This window comes from Pseudonocardia hierapolitana, assembly GCF_007994075.1.
In the GTDB taxonomy this organism is placed as follows: Bacteria; Actinomycetota; Actinomycetes; order Mycobacteriales; family Pseudonocardiaceae; genus Pseudonocardia; species Pseudonocardia hierapolitana.
Map to the genome: position 1 here is coordinate 7,296,217 of NZ_VIWU01000001.1, position 15,427 is coordinate 7,311,643.

At 72.9% G+C, this 15,427-nt stretch carries 13 protein-coding genes; 11 read left to right on the forward strand and 2 right to left on the reverse strand.

Features of this window, described 5'->3' with window-relative positions:
• Positions 1-22 precede the first annotated feature (22 nt).
• Positions 23-505, reverse strand: a complete 483-nt coding sequence (gene bldD, locus FHX44_RS34465) for a transcriptional regulator BldD (protein WP_075952821.1) — start codon at positions 503-505, stop codon at positions 23-25.
• A 476-nt stretch (positions 506-981) separates the two neighbouring features.
• Between bldD and pyrR the strand changes: the two genes are divergently transcribed.
• The 10 genes from pyrR to coaBC all read left to right on the forward strand — a co-directional run bounded on the left by pyrR (position 982) and on the right by coaBC (position 12,164).
• The gene (gene pyrR, locus FHX44_RS34470) at positions 982-1,575 is read left to right on the forward strand and encodes a bifunctional pyr operon transcriptional regulator/uracil phosphoribosyltransferase PyrR (RefSeq protein ID WP_147259605.1); all 594 of its coding nucleotides are present in this window, start codon (positions 982-984) and stop codon (positions 1,573-1,575) included.
• The gene (locus tag FHX44_RS34475) at positions 1,572-2,516 is read left to right on the forward strand and encodes an aspartate carbamoyltransferase catalytic subunit (protein ID WP_147259606.1); all 945 of its coding nucleotides are present in this window, start codon (positions 1,572-1,574) and stop codon (positions 2,514-2,516) included. The genes pyrR and FHX44_RS34475 overlap by 4 nt, the downstream gene beginning before the upstream one ends.
• 148 nt (positions 2,517-2,664) lie before the next feature.
• Positions 2,665-3,957, forward strand: a complete 1,293-nt coding sequence (locus tag FHX44_RS34480) for a dihydroorotase (RefSeq protein WP_147259607.1) — start codon at positions 2,665-2,667, stop codon at positions 3,955-3,957.
• On the forward strand, positions 3,954-5,063 hold the full coding sequence (gene carA, locus FHX44_RS34485) for a glutamine-hydrolyzing carbamoyl-phosphate synthase small subunit (RefSeq protein WP_147259608.1): 1,110 nt from the start codon (positions 3,954-3,956) through the stop codon (positions 5,061-5,063). Before FHX44_RS34480 ends, carA begins: the two co-directional genes overlap by 4 nt.
• Positions 5,063-8,350 (forward strand): carbamoyl-phosphate synthase large subunit, encoded by a 3,288-nt coding sequence (gene carB / locus FHX44_RS34490; RefSeq protein WP_147259609.1) that lies wholly within the window; start codon positions 5,063-5,065, stop codon positions 8,348-8,350. Before carA ends, carB begins: the two co-directional genes overlap by 1 nt.
• Positions 8,347-9,183, forward strand: coding sequence for an orotidine-5'-phosphate decarboxylase (gene pyrF / locus FHX44_RS34495; protein ID WP_147259610.1), 837 nt, complete (start codon positions 8,347-8,349; stop codon positions 9,181-9,183). Before carB ends, pyrF begins: the two co-directional genes overlap by 4 nt.
• 518 nt (positions 9,184-9,701) lie before the next feature.
• Positions 9,702-10,016, forward strand: a complete 315-nt coding sequence (gene mihF, locus FHX44_RS34500; protein WP_142101581.1) for an integration host factor, actinobacterial type — start codon at positions 9,702-9,704, stop codon at positions 10,014-10,016.
• Between the two features lie 38 nt (positions 10,017-10,054).
• On the forward strand, positions 10,055-10,669 hold the full coding sequence (gmk, locus tag FHX44_RS34505; protein ID WP_246170747.1) for a guanylate kinase: 615 nt from the start codon (positions 10,055-10,057) through the stop codon (positions 10,667-10,669).
• 2 nt (positions 10,670-10,671) lie between these two features.
• The gene (rpoZ, locus tag FHX44_RS34510; RefSeq protein WP_147261689.1) at positions 10,672-10,947 is read left to right on the forward strand and encodes a DNA-directed RNA polymerase subunit omega; all 276 of its coding nucleotides are present in this window, start codon (positions 10,672-10,674) and stop codon (positions 10,945-10,947) included.
• 2 nt (positions 10,948-10,949) lie between these two features.
• Complete coding sequence (gene coaBC / locus FHX44_RS34515; RefSeq protein ID WP_212612783.1) at positions 10,950-12,164, forward strand: bifunctional phosphopantothenoylcysteine decarboxylase/phosphopantothenate--cysteine ligase CoaBC; 1,215 nt, start codon at positions 10,950-10,952, stop codon at positions 12,162-12,164.
• A gap of 1,126 nt (positions 12,165-13,290) precedes the next feature.
• Here coaBC and FHX44_RS34520 read toward each other — a convergent pair.
• Complete coding sequence (locus FHX44_RS34520) at positions 13,291-13,929, reverse strand: SH3 domain-containing protein (RefSeq protein ID WP_147259611.1); 639 nt, start codon at positions 13,927-13,929, stop codon at positions 13,291-13,293.
• Between the two features lie 237 nt (positions 13,930-14,166).
• On the opposite strand from FHX44_RS34520, the gene metK reads away from it, so the two are divergent.
• Positions 14,167-15,387 (forward strand): methionine adenosyltransferase, encoded by a 1,221-nt coding sequence (metK, locus tag FHX44_RS34525; RefSeq protein ID WP_170309157.1) that lies wholly within the window; start codon positions 14,167-14,169, stop codon positions 15,385-15,387.
• Positions 15,388-15,427: the final 40 nt, after the last annotated feature.

A 15,427-nucleotide genomic window follows, 5' to 3' on the forward strand; every position in this document is an offset into this window, starting at 1 on the left:
TGACGGTCAGGCGCGCTGACGGTCAGGCGCTCGGCCGGGCCTCGGGTGGCAGGACGCCCCAGTCGATCAGCTGGTCGGTGAGCTCGCCGGGCGTCATGTCGTAGATGATCGACAGCGACCGCAGGTCCTCGGAGCGGATCGAGAGCACCTTGCCGTTGTAGTCGCCACGCTGGCTCTGGATCGCCGCGGCGTAGCGGGCCAGCGGGCCCACCTTGTCGGCCGGGAGCTGCTGCAGCCGCTCCAGGTTGATCACGATCTTGGTGGCAGGCTCCGACCCGGACGGGATGCGGCCCTCGGGGAGCAGCTCGGCGACGGGCACACCGTAGAAGTCGGCCAGCTCGGCGAGCTTCTGCACGGTGACGGCGCGGTCGCCGCGCTCGTAGGAGCCCACGACGACCGCCTTCCAGCGACCGCCGGACTTCTGCTCGACGCCGTGCAGCGACAACCCCTGCTGCTGCCGGATGGCGCGGAGCTTCCCGCCGAGCGCCTTGGCGTAGTCGCCCATCTGGCGACCTCCTCACTTGCTGCTCGCTCGGCCGCGGGACCGAGCTGTTCCGGTGGTGCTGCAGACCCGGCACGCGGTCGGCGCCGGCCCTCGCGCCCCGAGTGGACCCCCCGCTACCGCGGCCACCCAGGGAACAATGTCTAGATACGGAGAGTAATCATGCGCTCGCCCCGACAATCGGTCAAGTTGTCGTCCCTCTCCCGGTACCACAGTGGACCGAGACCACTCGAACGGCTGATCGAGCGTCCCCCGCCAGGCGTTACGCCCCCCGCGGCGAGTGCCTGTGCTTCGTGATGGTGTCAGCCGCACCATGACGGTGTGACGGGTGGGGTAGGTGTGGGTGTCGGCGGAGGGTACGGGGTGTGACATCCGCGATGCCGCGGCGCGCGAGCAAAGGTCTACGGACCTACCGCTGGTAGCGTCCAGGCGACCGGTTCCTTTAAGCCCGTCCGGTGAGGCGGGGAAGGAGAATCTCTGTGGCGGAAGACCGCCGCGGGGACCCGGCAGGCGCGAGCACTCCCGCACGGGAGCTGCTCGGCGCCGCCGACGTCGCCCGCACCATCGCGCGGATCGCGCACCAGATCATCGAGAAGACGGCCACGGGGGCCGGCGGCATGGCCGACGTCGTGCTGATCGGCATCCCCACCCGCGGTGCCGTCCTCGCGAGGCGGCTCGCCTCCGCGATCGCCGAGTTCGAGGGCACGCAGGTCCGGGTCGGCTCGGTGGACCCCACCCTCTACCGCGACGACCTGCGGCGGCGCCCGGCCCGCGCGCTGGAGGACACCGCGGTGCCCGAGGGCGGGCTCGACGACGCGCTCGTCGTGCTCGTCGACGACGTGCTGATGTCGGGCCGCACGGTCCGCGCCGCGCTCGACGCGCTGTCCGACCACGGCCGCCCGCGCGCGGTGCAGCTGGCCGTGCTCGTCGACCGCGGGCACCGGGAGCTGCCGATCCGGGCCGACTACGTCGGCAAGAACGTGCCCACCGCCCGCGACGAGCAGGTGCTGGTGCTGCTCGAGGAGATCGACGGGGCGGACGCCGTGCGCTTGCGGAAGGCGGTGCGGGAGTGAAGCACCTGCTCTCGGTGACCGACCTCGACGCGGCAGCCGCCACCGGCCTGCTCGACACCGCCGACCGGCTCAAGCAGGCGCTGCTGGGTCGGGAGGTGCGCAAGCTGCCCACGCTGCGCGGCCGGACCGTGATCACGATGTTCTACGAGAACTCCACGCGCACTCGCGTCTCGTTCGAGGTCGCCGGCAAGTGGATGAGCGCCGACACCGTGAACGTCAGCGCCTCCGGGTCGTCGGTGGGCAAGGGCGAGTCGCTGCGCGACACCGCGCTCACGCTGTCGGCCGTCGGCGCCGACTGCGTGATCGTGCGCCACCCGGCCTCCGGTGCGGCGCACCGGCTCGCCGGCTGGGTCGACCGGGACGCCGGGAAGACCGGCACCCACACCTCGATCGTCAACGCGGGCGACGGCACGCACGAGCACCCCACCCAGGCCCTGCTGGACGCCGCCACCCTGCGCGACCGGCTCGGCGGTGTCGCCGGGCGCCGGATCGGGATCGTCGGCGACGTGCTGCACAGCCGCGTCGCGCGCTCCAATGTCTTCCTGCTGGCCACGCTGGGCGCGGAGGTGGTGGTGGTCGCGCCGCCGACGCTGCTGCCGGTGGGCGTCGAGCAGTGGCCGTGCCGCGTGAGCCCCGATCTGGACGCCGAGCTGCCCGCCCTGGACGCGGTGATGGTGCTGCGCGTGCAGGCCGAGCGCATGCACGGCGCCTTCTTCCCGTCGGCGCGCGAGTACGCGATCGGCTACGGCCTGTCCGACGACCGGGCACGGCTGCTGCCCGACCACGCCGTGGTGATGCACCCGGGGCCGATGGTGCGCGGCATGGAGATCTCGCCCGCGGTGGCCGACAGCCCGGCCTCGACGATCCTGGCGCAGGTCTCCAACGGCGTGCACGTCCGCATGGCGGTGCTGTACCACCTGCTCGCGGGGGCGCCCGAATGAACCGCTGCACCCCATTGCAGCAAGGCCACCTCCACGCAACGAGGTGGCATGAAGGTGACTGTGCTTTCCCCGGCGAGCCCCCGCCTTGCTCCGCCGCGGCGGTGGCTCCCCGGAAGTGCGTCTGGGCTGCAACCGGAACGGAGATCCTGTGACCGACCTGCTGATCACGAACGCGCGGCCGTACGGCGAGGAGGCGGTCGACCTGCTCGTGCGCGACGGGGTCGTCACCGAGATCGGGAGCGACCTGGGCGCGGCCGACGGTGTCGAGGTCCTCGACGCCGACGGCGCCGTGCTGCTGCCCGGCTTCGTCGACCTGCACACCCACCTGCGGGAGCCGGGCGGCGAGGAGTCCGAGACGATCGAGACCGGCTCGCGCGCGGCCGCCCGCGGCGGCTACACCGCGGTCTTCGCGATGCCGAACACCGACCCCGTCGCCGACACCGCGGTCGTGGTGGAGCACGTGCGGCGCCGCGGCGAGGAGGTCGGCCTGGTCGACGTGCACCCGGTCGGCGCGGTCACCGTCGGGCTCGAGGGCGTCAAGATGGCCGAGCTGGGCACGATGGCGCGTTCGCGCGCGCGGGTGCGGATGTTCTCCGACGACGGCCGCTGCGTGCACGATCCCGTGCTCATGCGCCGGGCCCTGGAGTACGCGTCCGCCCTCGACGTCGTGATCGCGCAGCACGCGGAGGACCACCGGCTCACCGTCGGCGCGCAGGCGCACGAGGGTGTGGTCGCATCGAGGCTCGGGCTCGCCGGCTGGCCGGCCACCGCCGAGGAGACGATCGTGGCGCGCGACTGCGCGCTCGCCCGGGAGGCGGGGGCGGCGCTGCACGTCTGCCACGTCTCCTCGGCGCGCACCGTGGAGGTGCTGCGCGCGGCGAAGGCGCAGGGCGTGCGGGTGTCGGCCGAGGTCACGCCGCACCACCTGCTGCTCACCGACGCGGCGATCGCGGGCTACGACCCGGTCAACAAGGTCAACCCGCCGCTGCGCACCGGCGAGGACACGAAGGCGATGCGGGCGGCGCTGGCCGAGGGCGTGATCGACGTGGTCGGCACCGACCACGCCCCGCACGCCGCGCAGTACAAGGACACCGAGTGGGCCGCGGCGAAGCCGGGGATGCTCGGCCTGGAGACGGCGCTGTCGGTGGTGGTGCACACGATGGTCGAGCCGGGCCTGCTCGATTGGCGCGGCGTGGCGCGGGTGCTCTCGGAGCGCCCCGCGGAGATCGCCGGCCTGCCCGACCACGGGCGGCCGATCGCGGAGGGCGAGCCCGCCACGTTCGCGCTCGTCGACCCGGACGCGGTCTGGACGGTCCGCGGCACGGCTCTGCAGAGCAAGGCGACCAACACCCCCTTCGAGGGGATGCGGCTCCCCGCCGCGGTCACGGCCACCGTGCTGCGCGGGCGGATCACGATGCGGAACGGGGAGGTGCAGGCATGACGGCGATTCTGGTCCTGGAAGACGGGCGGATCTTCCGCGGCGAGGCGTACGGCGCCCGCGGCGAGGGTCTCGGCGAGGCGGTGTTCACCACCGGCATGACCGGCTACCAGGAGACGCTCACCGACCCGTCCTACCACCGCCAGATCGTGGTGCAGACCGCGCCGCAGATCGGCAACACCGGCTGGAACGACGAGGACGACGAGTCCCGCGGCATCCAGGTGGCCGGCTACGCCGTGCGCGACCCGGCCCGCACCCCGTCGAACTGGCGCTCCCGCCGCTCCCTCGAGGACGCGCTGCGGGAGCAGGGGATCGTCGGGATCGCGGGGATCGACACCCGGGCCCTGGTGCGCCACCTGCGCGAGCGGGGCGCCATGCGCGCCGGGATCTTCTCCGGGGCCGCGCTCGCTGCCGACGAGGAGCTCGTCCAGCGCGTGCTCGCGAGCCCGCCCATGGAAGGCGCCGACCTCTACGGCGCGGTGACCACCCGCGAGCCGTACGTGGTGCCCGCCGACGGCGAGCGGCGGTTCCGCGTGGCCGCCCTGGACGTCGGGATCAAGTTCAACACCCCGCGCATGATGGCCGCGCGCGGCATCGAGGTGCACGTGCTGCCTGCGCACACGTCGATCGGACAGATCGAGGAGCTGGCGCCGGACGGGTTCTTCGTCGCCAACGGCCCCGGCGACCCGGCCACCGCCGACGCACCCGTCGAGTTGACGCAGCAGGTCCTGCGCCGGCGGATCCCGACGTTCGGGATCTGCTTCGGCAACCAGATCCTCGCCCGCGCGCTCGGCCGCGGCACCTACAAGCTGCGCTACGGCCACCGCGGCATCAACATCCCGGTGGTCGAGCACGCCACCGGCCGCGTGTCGATCACGTCGCAGAACCACGGTTTCGCCGTCGAGGGCGAGGCGGGGGAGCGGTTCGACACGCCGTTCGGCGCGGCCGAGATCACCCACACCTGCCCGAACGACGGCTGCGTCGAGGGACTGCGGGCCCTGGACGTCCCGGCGTTCAGCGTGCAGTACCACCCCGAGGCGGCGGCCGGCCCGCACGACGCCGCGGACCTGTTCGACCGGTTCGTCGAGCTGATGAGGGAGAACCGCTGATGCCAAGGCGCGACGACATCCGGCACGTCATGGTGATCGGCTCCGGGCCGATCGTCATCGGCCAGGCCGCCGAGTTCGACTACTCCGGCACGCAGGCCTGCCGCGTGCTGCGGGCCGAGGGCATCCGCGTCTCGCTGGTGAACTCGAACCCGGCCACGATCATGACCGATCCCGAGTTCGCCGACGCCACCTACGTCGAGCCGGTCACCCCGGAGTTCCTGGAGCAGGTGATCGCGGCGGAGCGCCCGGACGCGATCCTGCCGACGCTGGGCGGGCAGACCGCGCTGAACGCGGCGATCGCGCTGCACGAGAACGGGGTGCTGGAGCGCTACGGCGTGGAGCTGATCGGCGCCGACGTCGACGCCATCCAGCGCGGCGAGGACCGGCTGAAGTTCAAGGAGATCGTGCAGTCGGTCGGCGGCGACGTGCCGCGCAGCGCCGTCTGCCACTCGATGGACGAGGTGCGGGCCGCGGCCGCCGAGCTGGGCCTGCCGGTGGTGATCCGGCCGTCGTTCACGATGGGCGGCCTCGGCTCGGGTATGGCCCACACGCCCGCGGACCTCGAGCGGCTCGCCGGCGCAGGCCTGGCCGCCTCCCCGGTCACCGAGGTGCTCATCGAGGAGTCCGTGCTCGGGTGGAAGGAGTACGAGCTCGAGCTGATGCGCGACAAGCACGACAACGTCGTGGTCGTCTGCTCGATCGAGAACCTCGACCCGATGGGCGTGCACACCGGCGACTCGATCACCGTCGCCCCGGCGATGACGCTCACCGACCGCGAGTACCAGCACATGCGCGACGTCGGCATCGCCGTGCTGCGCGCCGTCGGCGTCGACACCGGTGGCTGCAACATCCAGTTCGCGGTGGACCCGGACACGGGCCGGCTCGTCGTCATCGAGATGAACCCGCGGGTGTCGCGCTCGTCGGCGCTCGCGTCGAAGGCCACCGGCTTCCCGATCGCGAAGATCGCCGCGCGGCTCGCGATCGGTTACACGCTCGACGAGATCCGCAACGACATCACCGGCGAGACCCCGGCCGCGTTCGAGCCGACGCTGGACTACGTGGTCGTGAAGATCCCGCGGTTCGCGTTCGAGAAGTTCCCCGGCGCCGACCCCGAGCTCACCACCACCATGAAGAGCGTCGGCGAGGCGATGGCGCTGGGCCGCTCGTTCCCGGAGGCGCTGGGCAAGGCGCTGCGGTCCATGGAGACCTCCCGCGCCGGGTTCTGGACCGCGCCCGACCCGGACGGTGAGCCGGACGTCGCGGCCGCCCGGGACGGGCGGATCTACGCCGTCGAGCGGGCGCTGCGGACGGGCCGGAGCGTGGCCGACGTGGCCGAGGCGTCCGGGATCGACCCGTGGTTCCTCGACCAGATCGCGGCGCTCACCGAGCTGCGCCAGGAGATCTCCGACGCCGCCGTGCTCGACGGCGCCCTGCTGCGCCGCGCCAAGCGGGCAGGCCTGTCGGACCGCCAGATCGCCGTGCTGCGCCCGGAGTTCGCCGGCGAGGACGGGGTGCGCACCCTGCGGCACCGGCTCGGCATCCGGCCGGTCTACAAGACCGTGGACACCTGCGCCGCGGAGTTCGCGGCGAAGACGCCGTACCACTACAGCGCCTACGAGACCGACCCCGCCGCCGAGTCGGAGATCGCGCCGCAGACCGAGAAGCCGAAGGTGCTCATCCTCGGATCGGGTCCGAACCGCATCGGGCAGGGCATCGAGTTCGACTACTCGTGCGTGCACGCGGTGATGGCGCTGCGCGAGGCCGGGTTCGAGACCGTGATGGTCAACTGCAACCCGGAGACCGTCTCCACCGACTACGACACGGCCGACCGCCTGTACTTCGAGCCGCTCACGTTCGAGGACGTGCTCGAGGTGGTGCACGCCGAGCAGGAGTCCGGCACGGTCGCCGGCGTGATCGTGCAGCTGGGCGGGCAGACCCCGCTCGGGCTCGCGCAGCGGCTCACCGCGGCCGGTGTGCCCGTCGTGGGTACGTCCGCCGCGGCGATCGACCTCGCCGAGGACCGCGGCGCCTTCGGCGAGGTGCTCCGGAAGGCAGGGCTGCCGGCGCCGGCGTTCGGCATGGCCACCTCGTTCGACGAGGCCCGCGAGATCGCCGCGCGCATCGGCTACCCGGTGCTCGTGCGGCCCTCGTACGTGCTCGGCGGGCGCGGCATGGAGATCGTCTACGACGACGAGACCCTCGCCGGCTACATCTCGCGCGCCACGACGATCAGCGAGGACCGGCCGGTGCTGGTCGACCGGTTCCTCGACGACGCGATCGAAATCGACGTCGACGCGCTGTGCGACGGCACCGAGGTGTTCATCGGCGGCGTCATGGAGCACATCGAGGAGGCCGGGGTGCACTCCGGCGACTCCTCGTGCGCCCTGCCGCCGATCACGCTCGGGCACTCGGTGCTGGAGCAGGTGCGCCGCTCCACCGAGGCGATCGCCCACGGCGTGGGCGTGCGCGGCCTGCTGAACGTCCAGTACGCGCTGCACGGCGAGACGCTCTACGTGCTGGAGGCCAACCCGCGCGCCTCGCGCACCGTGCCGTTCGTCTCCAAGGCCACGGCGGTGCCGCTGGCCAAGGCGGCGGCGCGGATCATGCTGGGTGCCACGATCCCCGAGCTGCGCGCAGAGGGCCTGCTCCCGGCCGACGGCGACGGCGGCGAGCTGCCGCCCGACGCGCCGATCGCGGTCAAGGAGGCGGTGCTGCCGTTCCACCGGTTCCGCACCGTCGAGGGCCACGGCGTCGACCCGCTGCTCGGGCCGGAGATGAAGTCCACCGGCGAGGTCATGGGCTTCGACAGCTCGTTCGGCGCGGCGTTCGCCAAGTCGCAGGCCGGGGCGTACGGGCCGCTGCCGACGTCCGGGAAGGTGTTCGTCTCGATCGCCGACCGGGACAAGCGTGCGATGGTCTTCCCCGTGCTGCGCCTGGCCGACCTCGGGTTCGAGGTGCTCGCCACCACCGGCACGGCCGACGTGCTGCGCCGGCACGGCGTGTCCGCCACCGTCGTGCGCAAGCACTACGAGGGCGGGGAGACGATCGTCGACCGGATCCTGGCAGGCGACGTCGATCTGATCATCAACACGCCGTACGGCAACTCGGGGCCCCGCGTGGACGGCTACGAGATCCGTTCCGCCGCCGTCGCCCGCGGCGTCCCGTGCATCACCACGGTGCAGGGCGCAGGCGCGGCCGTGCAGGGCATCGAGGCGATGAAGGCCGGCCGGATCGGCGTGCGCTCGCTGCAGGACGCCCACGCGTCGCTGCAGAAGGCGCGGTCGTGACCCCCTTCGGCGCCCGGCTGGCCGCCGCGGTGGGGGAGCGTGGGCCGCTGTGCGTGGGGATCGACCCGCACCCGGCCCTGCTCGCCTCATGGGGGCTCACCGACGACGCCGACGGGCTGGCCCGGTTCACCGAGGCCTGCGTCGCCGCGTTCGCGGGGCACATCGCCGTCGTCAAGCCGCAGTCGGCGTTCTTCGAGCGGCACGGGTCGCGCGGCATCGCGGTGCTGGAGGAGCTCCTCTCCGCGTTCGCCGGCACGCCGACGCTCACGATCCTCGACGTCAAGCGGGGCGACATCGGCTCGACCATGGACGGCTACTCCGACGCCTACCTCGGCGTCGGCGCGCCGCTCGGGGCCGACGCCGTGACGCTCTCGCCGTACCTCGGGTTCGGGTCGCTGTCGTCGGCCCTCGACACGGCCGCGGACGCCGGGCGCGGGGCGTTCGTGCTCGCTCGGACGTCCAACCCGGAGGGCTCCGAGGTGCAGCTGGCCGAGTTCGGTGGGCGGAGCACGGCCCAGGCGGTGGTGGACGGCGCAGCGGCCCGCAACGCAGCCGGTATCGACAGCACGGGGGCTCCGCTCGGCGACATCGGGGTGGTGGTGGGCGCGACCCGCGAGCACGGCCTCGATCTCTCCACCCTGAACGGCCCCGTGCTGGCGCCGGGCCTCGGCGCCCAGGGCGCAGGCCCGGGGGACATCGCCGCGATCTTCGCGGGCGTCCGCGGCCTCGTCCTCCCGGCGGCGGCACGCTCGGTACTGGCGGCAGGCCCGGCAGCCGTGGCCCTTCGAGGCGCGGCAGAGTCGTTGCGCGACGAGCTGGCCGCGGCGGTCTGACGTCCCTTCACACCACCAGCCGTCGCTGCTGGGTGTGTGAACTCGTCCGTTCGGCCCACGAGGAGCGCGCTGACCCCGCGTCCGTCGACGTGCCCCCGCCGACCGGGCTGCGTGCGGGTGTGCTGCGCCGGTGGGCGGATCATTCGGCGCGTCCAGGCACCCGCCGACAGCGGTACTGCGCAGCTCGGCGCGCCCGGACTACTGATCGTCGCGAGTGCTCTCCGCTCACCCGGAGGGGCGGATCGGGGCCGGCGGCCGCCCCCCGGGGGTTCGCGCCGCGGGAGCACGCAGGCGACGGTCGGCCCGGTGCGCCGAGCGGGCGGGTCGAATCCACGTTCGGGCGCTTTCGCGTGGTATCACCCGGACGGGTGGGGTCCGTGGGAGAACCGGCAGGTGGACCCCCGTTTCCCTTTCATGGCCGGGCGTGAGTACGTTCGGTGGGAGCCGCGGGCCGGGGCCCGCGACGGTGGTGAGGATGCGCCTGATTACAGGCCGCACGGAGAAAGACGGAGGAGACCGTGGCCCTTCCCCAGCTGACCGAGGAACAGCGTGCTGCCGCCCTGGAGAAGGCGGCTGCGGCGCGCCGGGCCCGGGCCGAGCTGAAGGACCGGCTCAAGCGCGGCGGGACGACCATCGGGGAGGTCCTGAAGCAGTCGGATACCGACGAGGTGCTGGGCAAGATGAAGGTCTCGGCGCTGCTCGAGGCCATGCCGGGTGTCGGCAAGGTCCGGGCGGCTCAGATCATGGAGCGGCTGGAGATCGCGCCGTCGCGCCGGCTGCGTGGGCTGGGCGACCGGCAGCGCAAGGCACTGCTGGCCGACTTCGAGTCCTGAGATCGGCGACAGTTCCGGGCTTTGAGAGACTGAACACCGTGTCGGAAGGCGTGCGGAGGGGACGGCTGGTCGTGCTGGCCGGCCCCTCCGGCGTCGGCAAGTCCAGCGTGGTCGACGCGCTTCGCGGCCGGTTGCCGGAGTTGTTCTTCAGCGTCTCGGCCACCACGCGCGACCCCCGTCCGGGCGAGGTCGACGGCGTGCACTACCGCTTCGTCGGCCCGGCCGGTTTCGAGGAGCTCATCGCGCGCGGCGAACTGCTCGAGTGGGCCGAGATCCACGGCGGCCTGCAGCGGTCCGGCACCCCGCGCGAGCCCGTGGAACAGGCCCTCTCCGCCGGGAGGCCGGTGCTCGTCGAGGTCGACCTGGCCGGTGCCCGCACGATCAAGGCGGTGCTCCCGGAGTCGGTCACGGTGTTCCTGGCGCCGCCGTCGCTCGCCGAGCTGGAACGGCGTCTGCGCGGTCGCGGCACCGAGTCGGAGTCCCAGTTCCGGCGCCGCCTGCAGACCGCCCGCGAGGAGCTCGCGGCCTGCGACGAGTTCGACGTGGTCATTGTCAACGCCGATCTGCAGGACGTCGTTTCCCGGTTGGTAGACTTGCTGGTCGGTGCGGGCGATCCCGCTGCACGGCCCTTCCCCCAGGAGTCTTCTTCGTGAGCATGCCGCTGACCGGTGTTGTCGCCGGTTCCACGCCCGAGGGCATCACCAACCCCCCGATCGACGACCTGCTGAACCAGGTCAGTTCCAAGTACGCGCTGGTGATCTACGCCGCCAAGCGCGCCCGCCAGATCAACGACTACTACTCCCAGCTCGGCGAGGGTCTGCTGGAGTACGTCGGCCCGCTCGTGGAGCCGGGCCCGCGCGAGAAGCCGCTGTCGATCGCGATGCGTGAGATCCAGGCCGGCCTGCTCGAGCACACCGAGGGCGAGCAGTAAGCATGCCGCTGCCCCGGGTCCTGCTCGGGGTGGCCGGCGGCATCGCGGCCTACAAGAGCGCGGAGCTGCTCCGCCGGCTCACCGAGACCGGCCACTCCGTGCGGGTGCTCCCCACACCGTCCGCGTTGGAGTTCGTCGGCGCAGCCACCTTCGAGGCGCTGTCAGGTCAGCCGGTGCACACCGGCGTCTTCGTCGACGTGCCGCACGTGCCGCACGTGCGGCTCGGCAAGGAGGCCGAGCTCGTCATCGTCGCGCCGGCCACCGCCGACCTGATGGCCCGCGCCGCCGCAGGTCGCGCCGACGACCTGCTCACCGCATCTCTGCTCACCGCCCGGTGTCCGGTGCTGTTCGCGCCGGCCATGCACACCGAGATGTGGGAGCACCCGGCCACGCGCGCCAACGTGGAGCTGTTGCGCTCCCGCGGCGTGGTCGTCATGGAACCGGCCTCGGGCCGGCTGACCGGGGCCGACACCGGCCCCGGCCGGTTGCCCGACCCCGCCGAGATCGCCGAGCTGGCCCGGCTGCTGCTGGAACGCGGCGACGCGCTGCCGCGCGATCTCGCAGGCCGCCGCGTCGTGGTGTCGGCGGGTGGCACGCGAGAAGCCCTCGACCCGGTGCGCTACCTGGGCAACCGCTCGTCGGGGCGGCAGGGCTACGCGCTTGCGCGGGTGGCGGCGCAGCGGGGCGCGCACGTCACGCTCGTGGCGGCGCACACCGCCGACCTGGGCGACCCGGCCGCCGTCGACGTGGTGCGGGTCGGGTCGGCGTTGGAGCTGCGCGACGCGATGCACGCCGCGGCCAAGGGCGCCGACGCGGTGGTGATGGCCGCCGCGGTGGCCGACTTCAGGCCGGACGCGCTCGCGGCACACAAGATCAAGAAGGACGGTTCGGAGCCGCCGCCGCTACGGCTCGCGCTGAACCCGGACATCCTCGTCGAGCTCGTCGCCGCGCGGGAGCCCGGGCAGGTCGTCGTGGGCTTCGCCGCCGAGACCGGCGACGAGACCGGCGACCCGCTGCACCACGGCCGGGCGAAGCTCTCCCGCAAGGGTTGCGACCTGCTCGTCGTCAACGCCGTCGGCGACGGGCGTGCGTTCGAGGTACCCGACAACGCCGGGTGGCTCCTGGGTGCCGACGGCACGGAGCTGGAGCTCGAGTCCGGCTCGAAGGCGCTGCTGGCGTCCCGGGTGTGGGACGCGGTGGCCACCCGTCTCGCCTAGCAGCCGCTCCGGCCGCCGGCGTTCCGCGGAACGCACCCGCGTCCGTGATCAGTGGTTCCCGCGGAAGTCTGTCGGCTGAGGGCGACCGGCGGTTGGAGCGGTGGCGCCGCGCATCGTGCGGGCCCTGCAAATGCTGGGGCAGGGCCTTCGGTCGCACCCCTCGACCAGGGCCTTCGGTGGCGCCGCGCATTCTGCGGGGCCGCCCCTCAGAGCTCAAGGGCGCCTGCGGCGTCGCTGCGCGATCGCTGCGCGACCCTTGACCGCTGAGCCTCTGCGACCCCTCCGGGCAGCACTACGCGGGCAGGCCGGGGGCCTGCCCGGAGGGCGCGCGGCGCCACCGAAGGCGGCCCGACGGGCATGATCGAGGCCTCGGCGCGACAACGGTCGAAAACGACACGGGAACGCGCCGAACCGCCGATCATGCCGCCCGTGGCGCCGCCAACAGCCGACTTCACACACCCAGTACGGACTTCACACAAGGCCGGCCTTGTGTGAAGTGGCCACTGGGTGTGTGAAGTGGCTGTCGGCGGGGGCGAGGGCTCTGGTGATCGGCCCGAGGTGTACATCAGCGTCTCCGCCGAGGTCCGTGGTGTGCTGATCGGAGCGATCTGCGCCGCTCACGCGCCCGTTCTCGGCTCATGCGCCCCGTCGACCAGGTGCGTGGGCCGCGACGGGGCGCAAGAGTGCACACCGGGTGCGTGACGGGCGGGGAGATGCCCATGACGTGCCCGTGGGACCGGCCTGCTGGCGGCGCCGCGCGCCCCATCGGGCAGGCCCCCGGCCTGCCCGCAACTGCTGCCCCGCACGATGCGTGGCGCCGCCAGCAGGCCTGTCGCCATCAGGCCTGTCGCCATCAGGCCTTCCGCCAGCAGGACCGACCGAGAGCCAGCAACCCTTCGACGATCACCGCGAGATGGACGTCGTGTTCAAGCACGACACGTCCCCTTGGTCGCTGCTGACCTTCCCGACCACGAGGGCGCCAAGGGCGCGAAGCCGTCCGCGCATGGACGGCGAATCCGCGGGGCGGGCGCGGCTGCGGGTCCGGGGGTACCCGGCGCAGCCCGCCCCGCGGAGCACGGGGTTGGTGGCCGCCGCAGGCTGTGCGGCCGGCGGCTCGACCGGCGACTCAGCCGAGCAGGCCGCCGATGCCGCCGGAACGGGGCGCCTGCTGCCGGCCGGGCTCCTCGGACTCCTCGGGGTCCTCGGTCTCGGCCGGGTCGGCGGAGTCGGGCGAGTCGCTGCTCTCGTCCGCCGCGCTGCCACCGGCGCCGCTGCCGCCGGAGCTCCCACCCCGGGAGTCGCTGCCGTCGGAGTCGCCGCCGTCGGAGCCGGAGCCCTGCGTTCCCCGGCTGCTCTCCCTGGCGTCGTCGGCCGAGCGGCGCGCGCGACGGTCGTCGGAGTCCTCGGTGTCGTCGTCCTCCGAGTTGGTGGCCCGCGCGGCGGGGGCAGGGGCGCGCCCGTTCACGGAGATGTACTCCTGCGCCGCCCAGCCACCGAGGTTGGCGAGCCGCAGGAAGCCGTCGCGGGCCTCGGCGACCTTCACCGCGGTGCCCTCCTCGCAGAGCGCGACGATCCGGGAGGTCGTGTCGGGCTCGGCGCGGACGTTGACGTTCTTGGTGCACCTGCCGGGCTGCTCGGCGCTGGGGGTGGCGGTGGCGGTGCCGGAGAGCAGGGCGACGGCCGCGGTCGCGCTGACCGCGATCACCGCACCGACGACGGCGGTGGCGCGGCCGGGTCGGTCGAACAGCGACTTGGGGGCCTTCATGATCAGGTTTCCTCCGTAGAAGTGGGCCTTCGCAGGGGATCAACGAGCGTCTCCGTTACCGATTCGCTACCGAACGCAACATCACTGGATGGACTGACGGGCTGGGGGCGTGTCGTGCGCGATGTGACGTTCCGTGCTCGGCGGGCGACTACACACGGCGCCTCCGTGGCCCGATGGGTGCGTCGACTACGCTCGCCGGTCGGACATCGGGTGCGCGTGGGGACCCGAGCGAGAGAGATGCGGACGGAGTACGGCGTGGCGACACCAGGGCGGCGGCTGTTCACCAGCGAGTCGGTGACCGAGGGTCATCCCGACAAGATGTGCGACGCCATCAGCGACACGATCCTCGATGCGCTGCTGGCGCAGGACCCGCGCAGCCGCGTGGCGGTGGAGACACTCGTGACCACCGGGCAGGTGCACGTGGCCGGCGAGGTCACCACCAGCGCCTATGCCGACATCCCCACGCTCGTGCGGGACAAGGTCCTCGAGATCGGTTACGACTCCTCCGCGAAGGGCTTCGACGGCGCCTCCTGCGGCGTGAACGTCGCGATCGGCGCGCAGTCGGCGGACATCGCCCAGGGCGTCGACACGGCGTACGAGAGCCGGGTGGAGGCCTCCGAGGACGAGATCGCCCGCCAGGGCGCCGGTGACCAGGGTCTGATGTTCGGCTACGCCAACACCGACACTCCCGAGCTGCTGCCGCTGCCGATCGCGCTCGCGCACCGCCTGGCCCGCCGCCTCACCGACGCCCGCAAGTCCGGGCTCCTGCCCTACCTGCGTCCGGACGGCAAGACGCAGGTCACGATCGAGTACGACGGCGACAAGGCCGTCCGGCTCGACACGGTGGTCGTCTCCACCCAGCACGCCGCCGACATCGACCTGGACGGCCTGCTGGCGCCCGACATCCGCGAGCAGGTGGTCGGCCCGGAGATCGCCGAGCTCGGCCTGGACGTCTCGGACGTCCGGCTGCTGGTCAACCCCACCGGTCGCTTCGTCGTCGGTGGCCCGATGGGCGACGCGGGCCTCACCGGCCGCAAGATCATCGTCGACACGTACGGCGGCTTCGCGCGCCACGGCGGCGGCGCGTTCTCCGGCAAGGACCCGTCGAAGGTGGACCGCTCCGCGGCCTACGCCATGCGCTGGGTCGCGAAGAACGCGGTGGCGGCCGGGCTCGCCGAGCGCATCGAGGTGCAGGTCGCGTACGCGATCGGCAAGGCGGCTCCGGTGGGCCTGTTCGTCGAGACGTTCGGCACCGAGCACGTCGACCCGGTGAAGATCCAGTCGGCGATCACCGAGGTCTTCGACCTGCGCCCGGCCGCGATCATCCGCGACCTCGACCTGCTGCGCCCGATCTACGCCCAGACCGCCGCGTACGGGCACTTCGGCCGTACCGACATCGACCTGCCCTGGGAGAGCACCGACCGCGCCGCCGCGCTGAAGGCCGCGGCCGGCGCCTGACCACCGCCCGTGAGTGGAACCTGGTGTCCACTCACGGCCG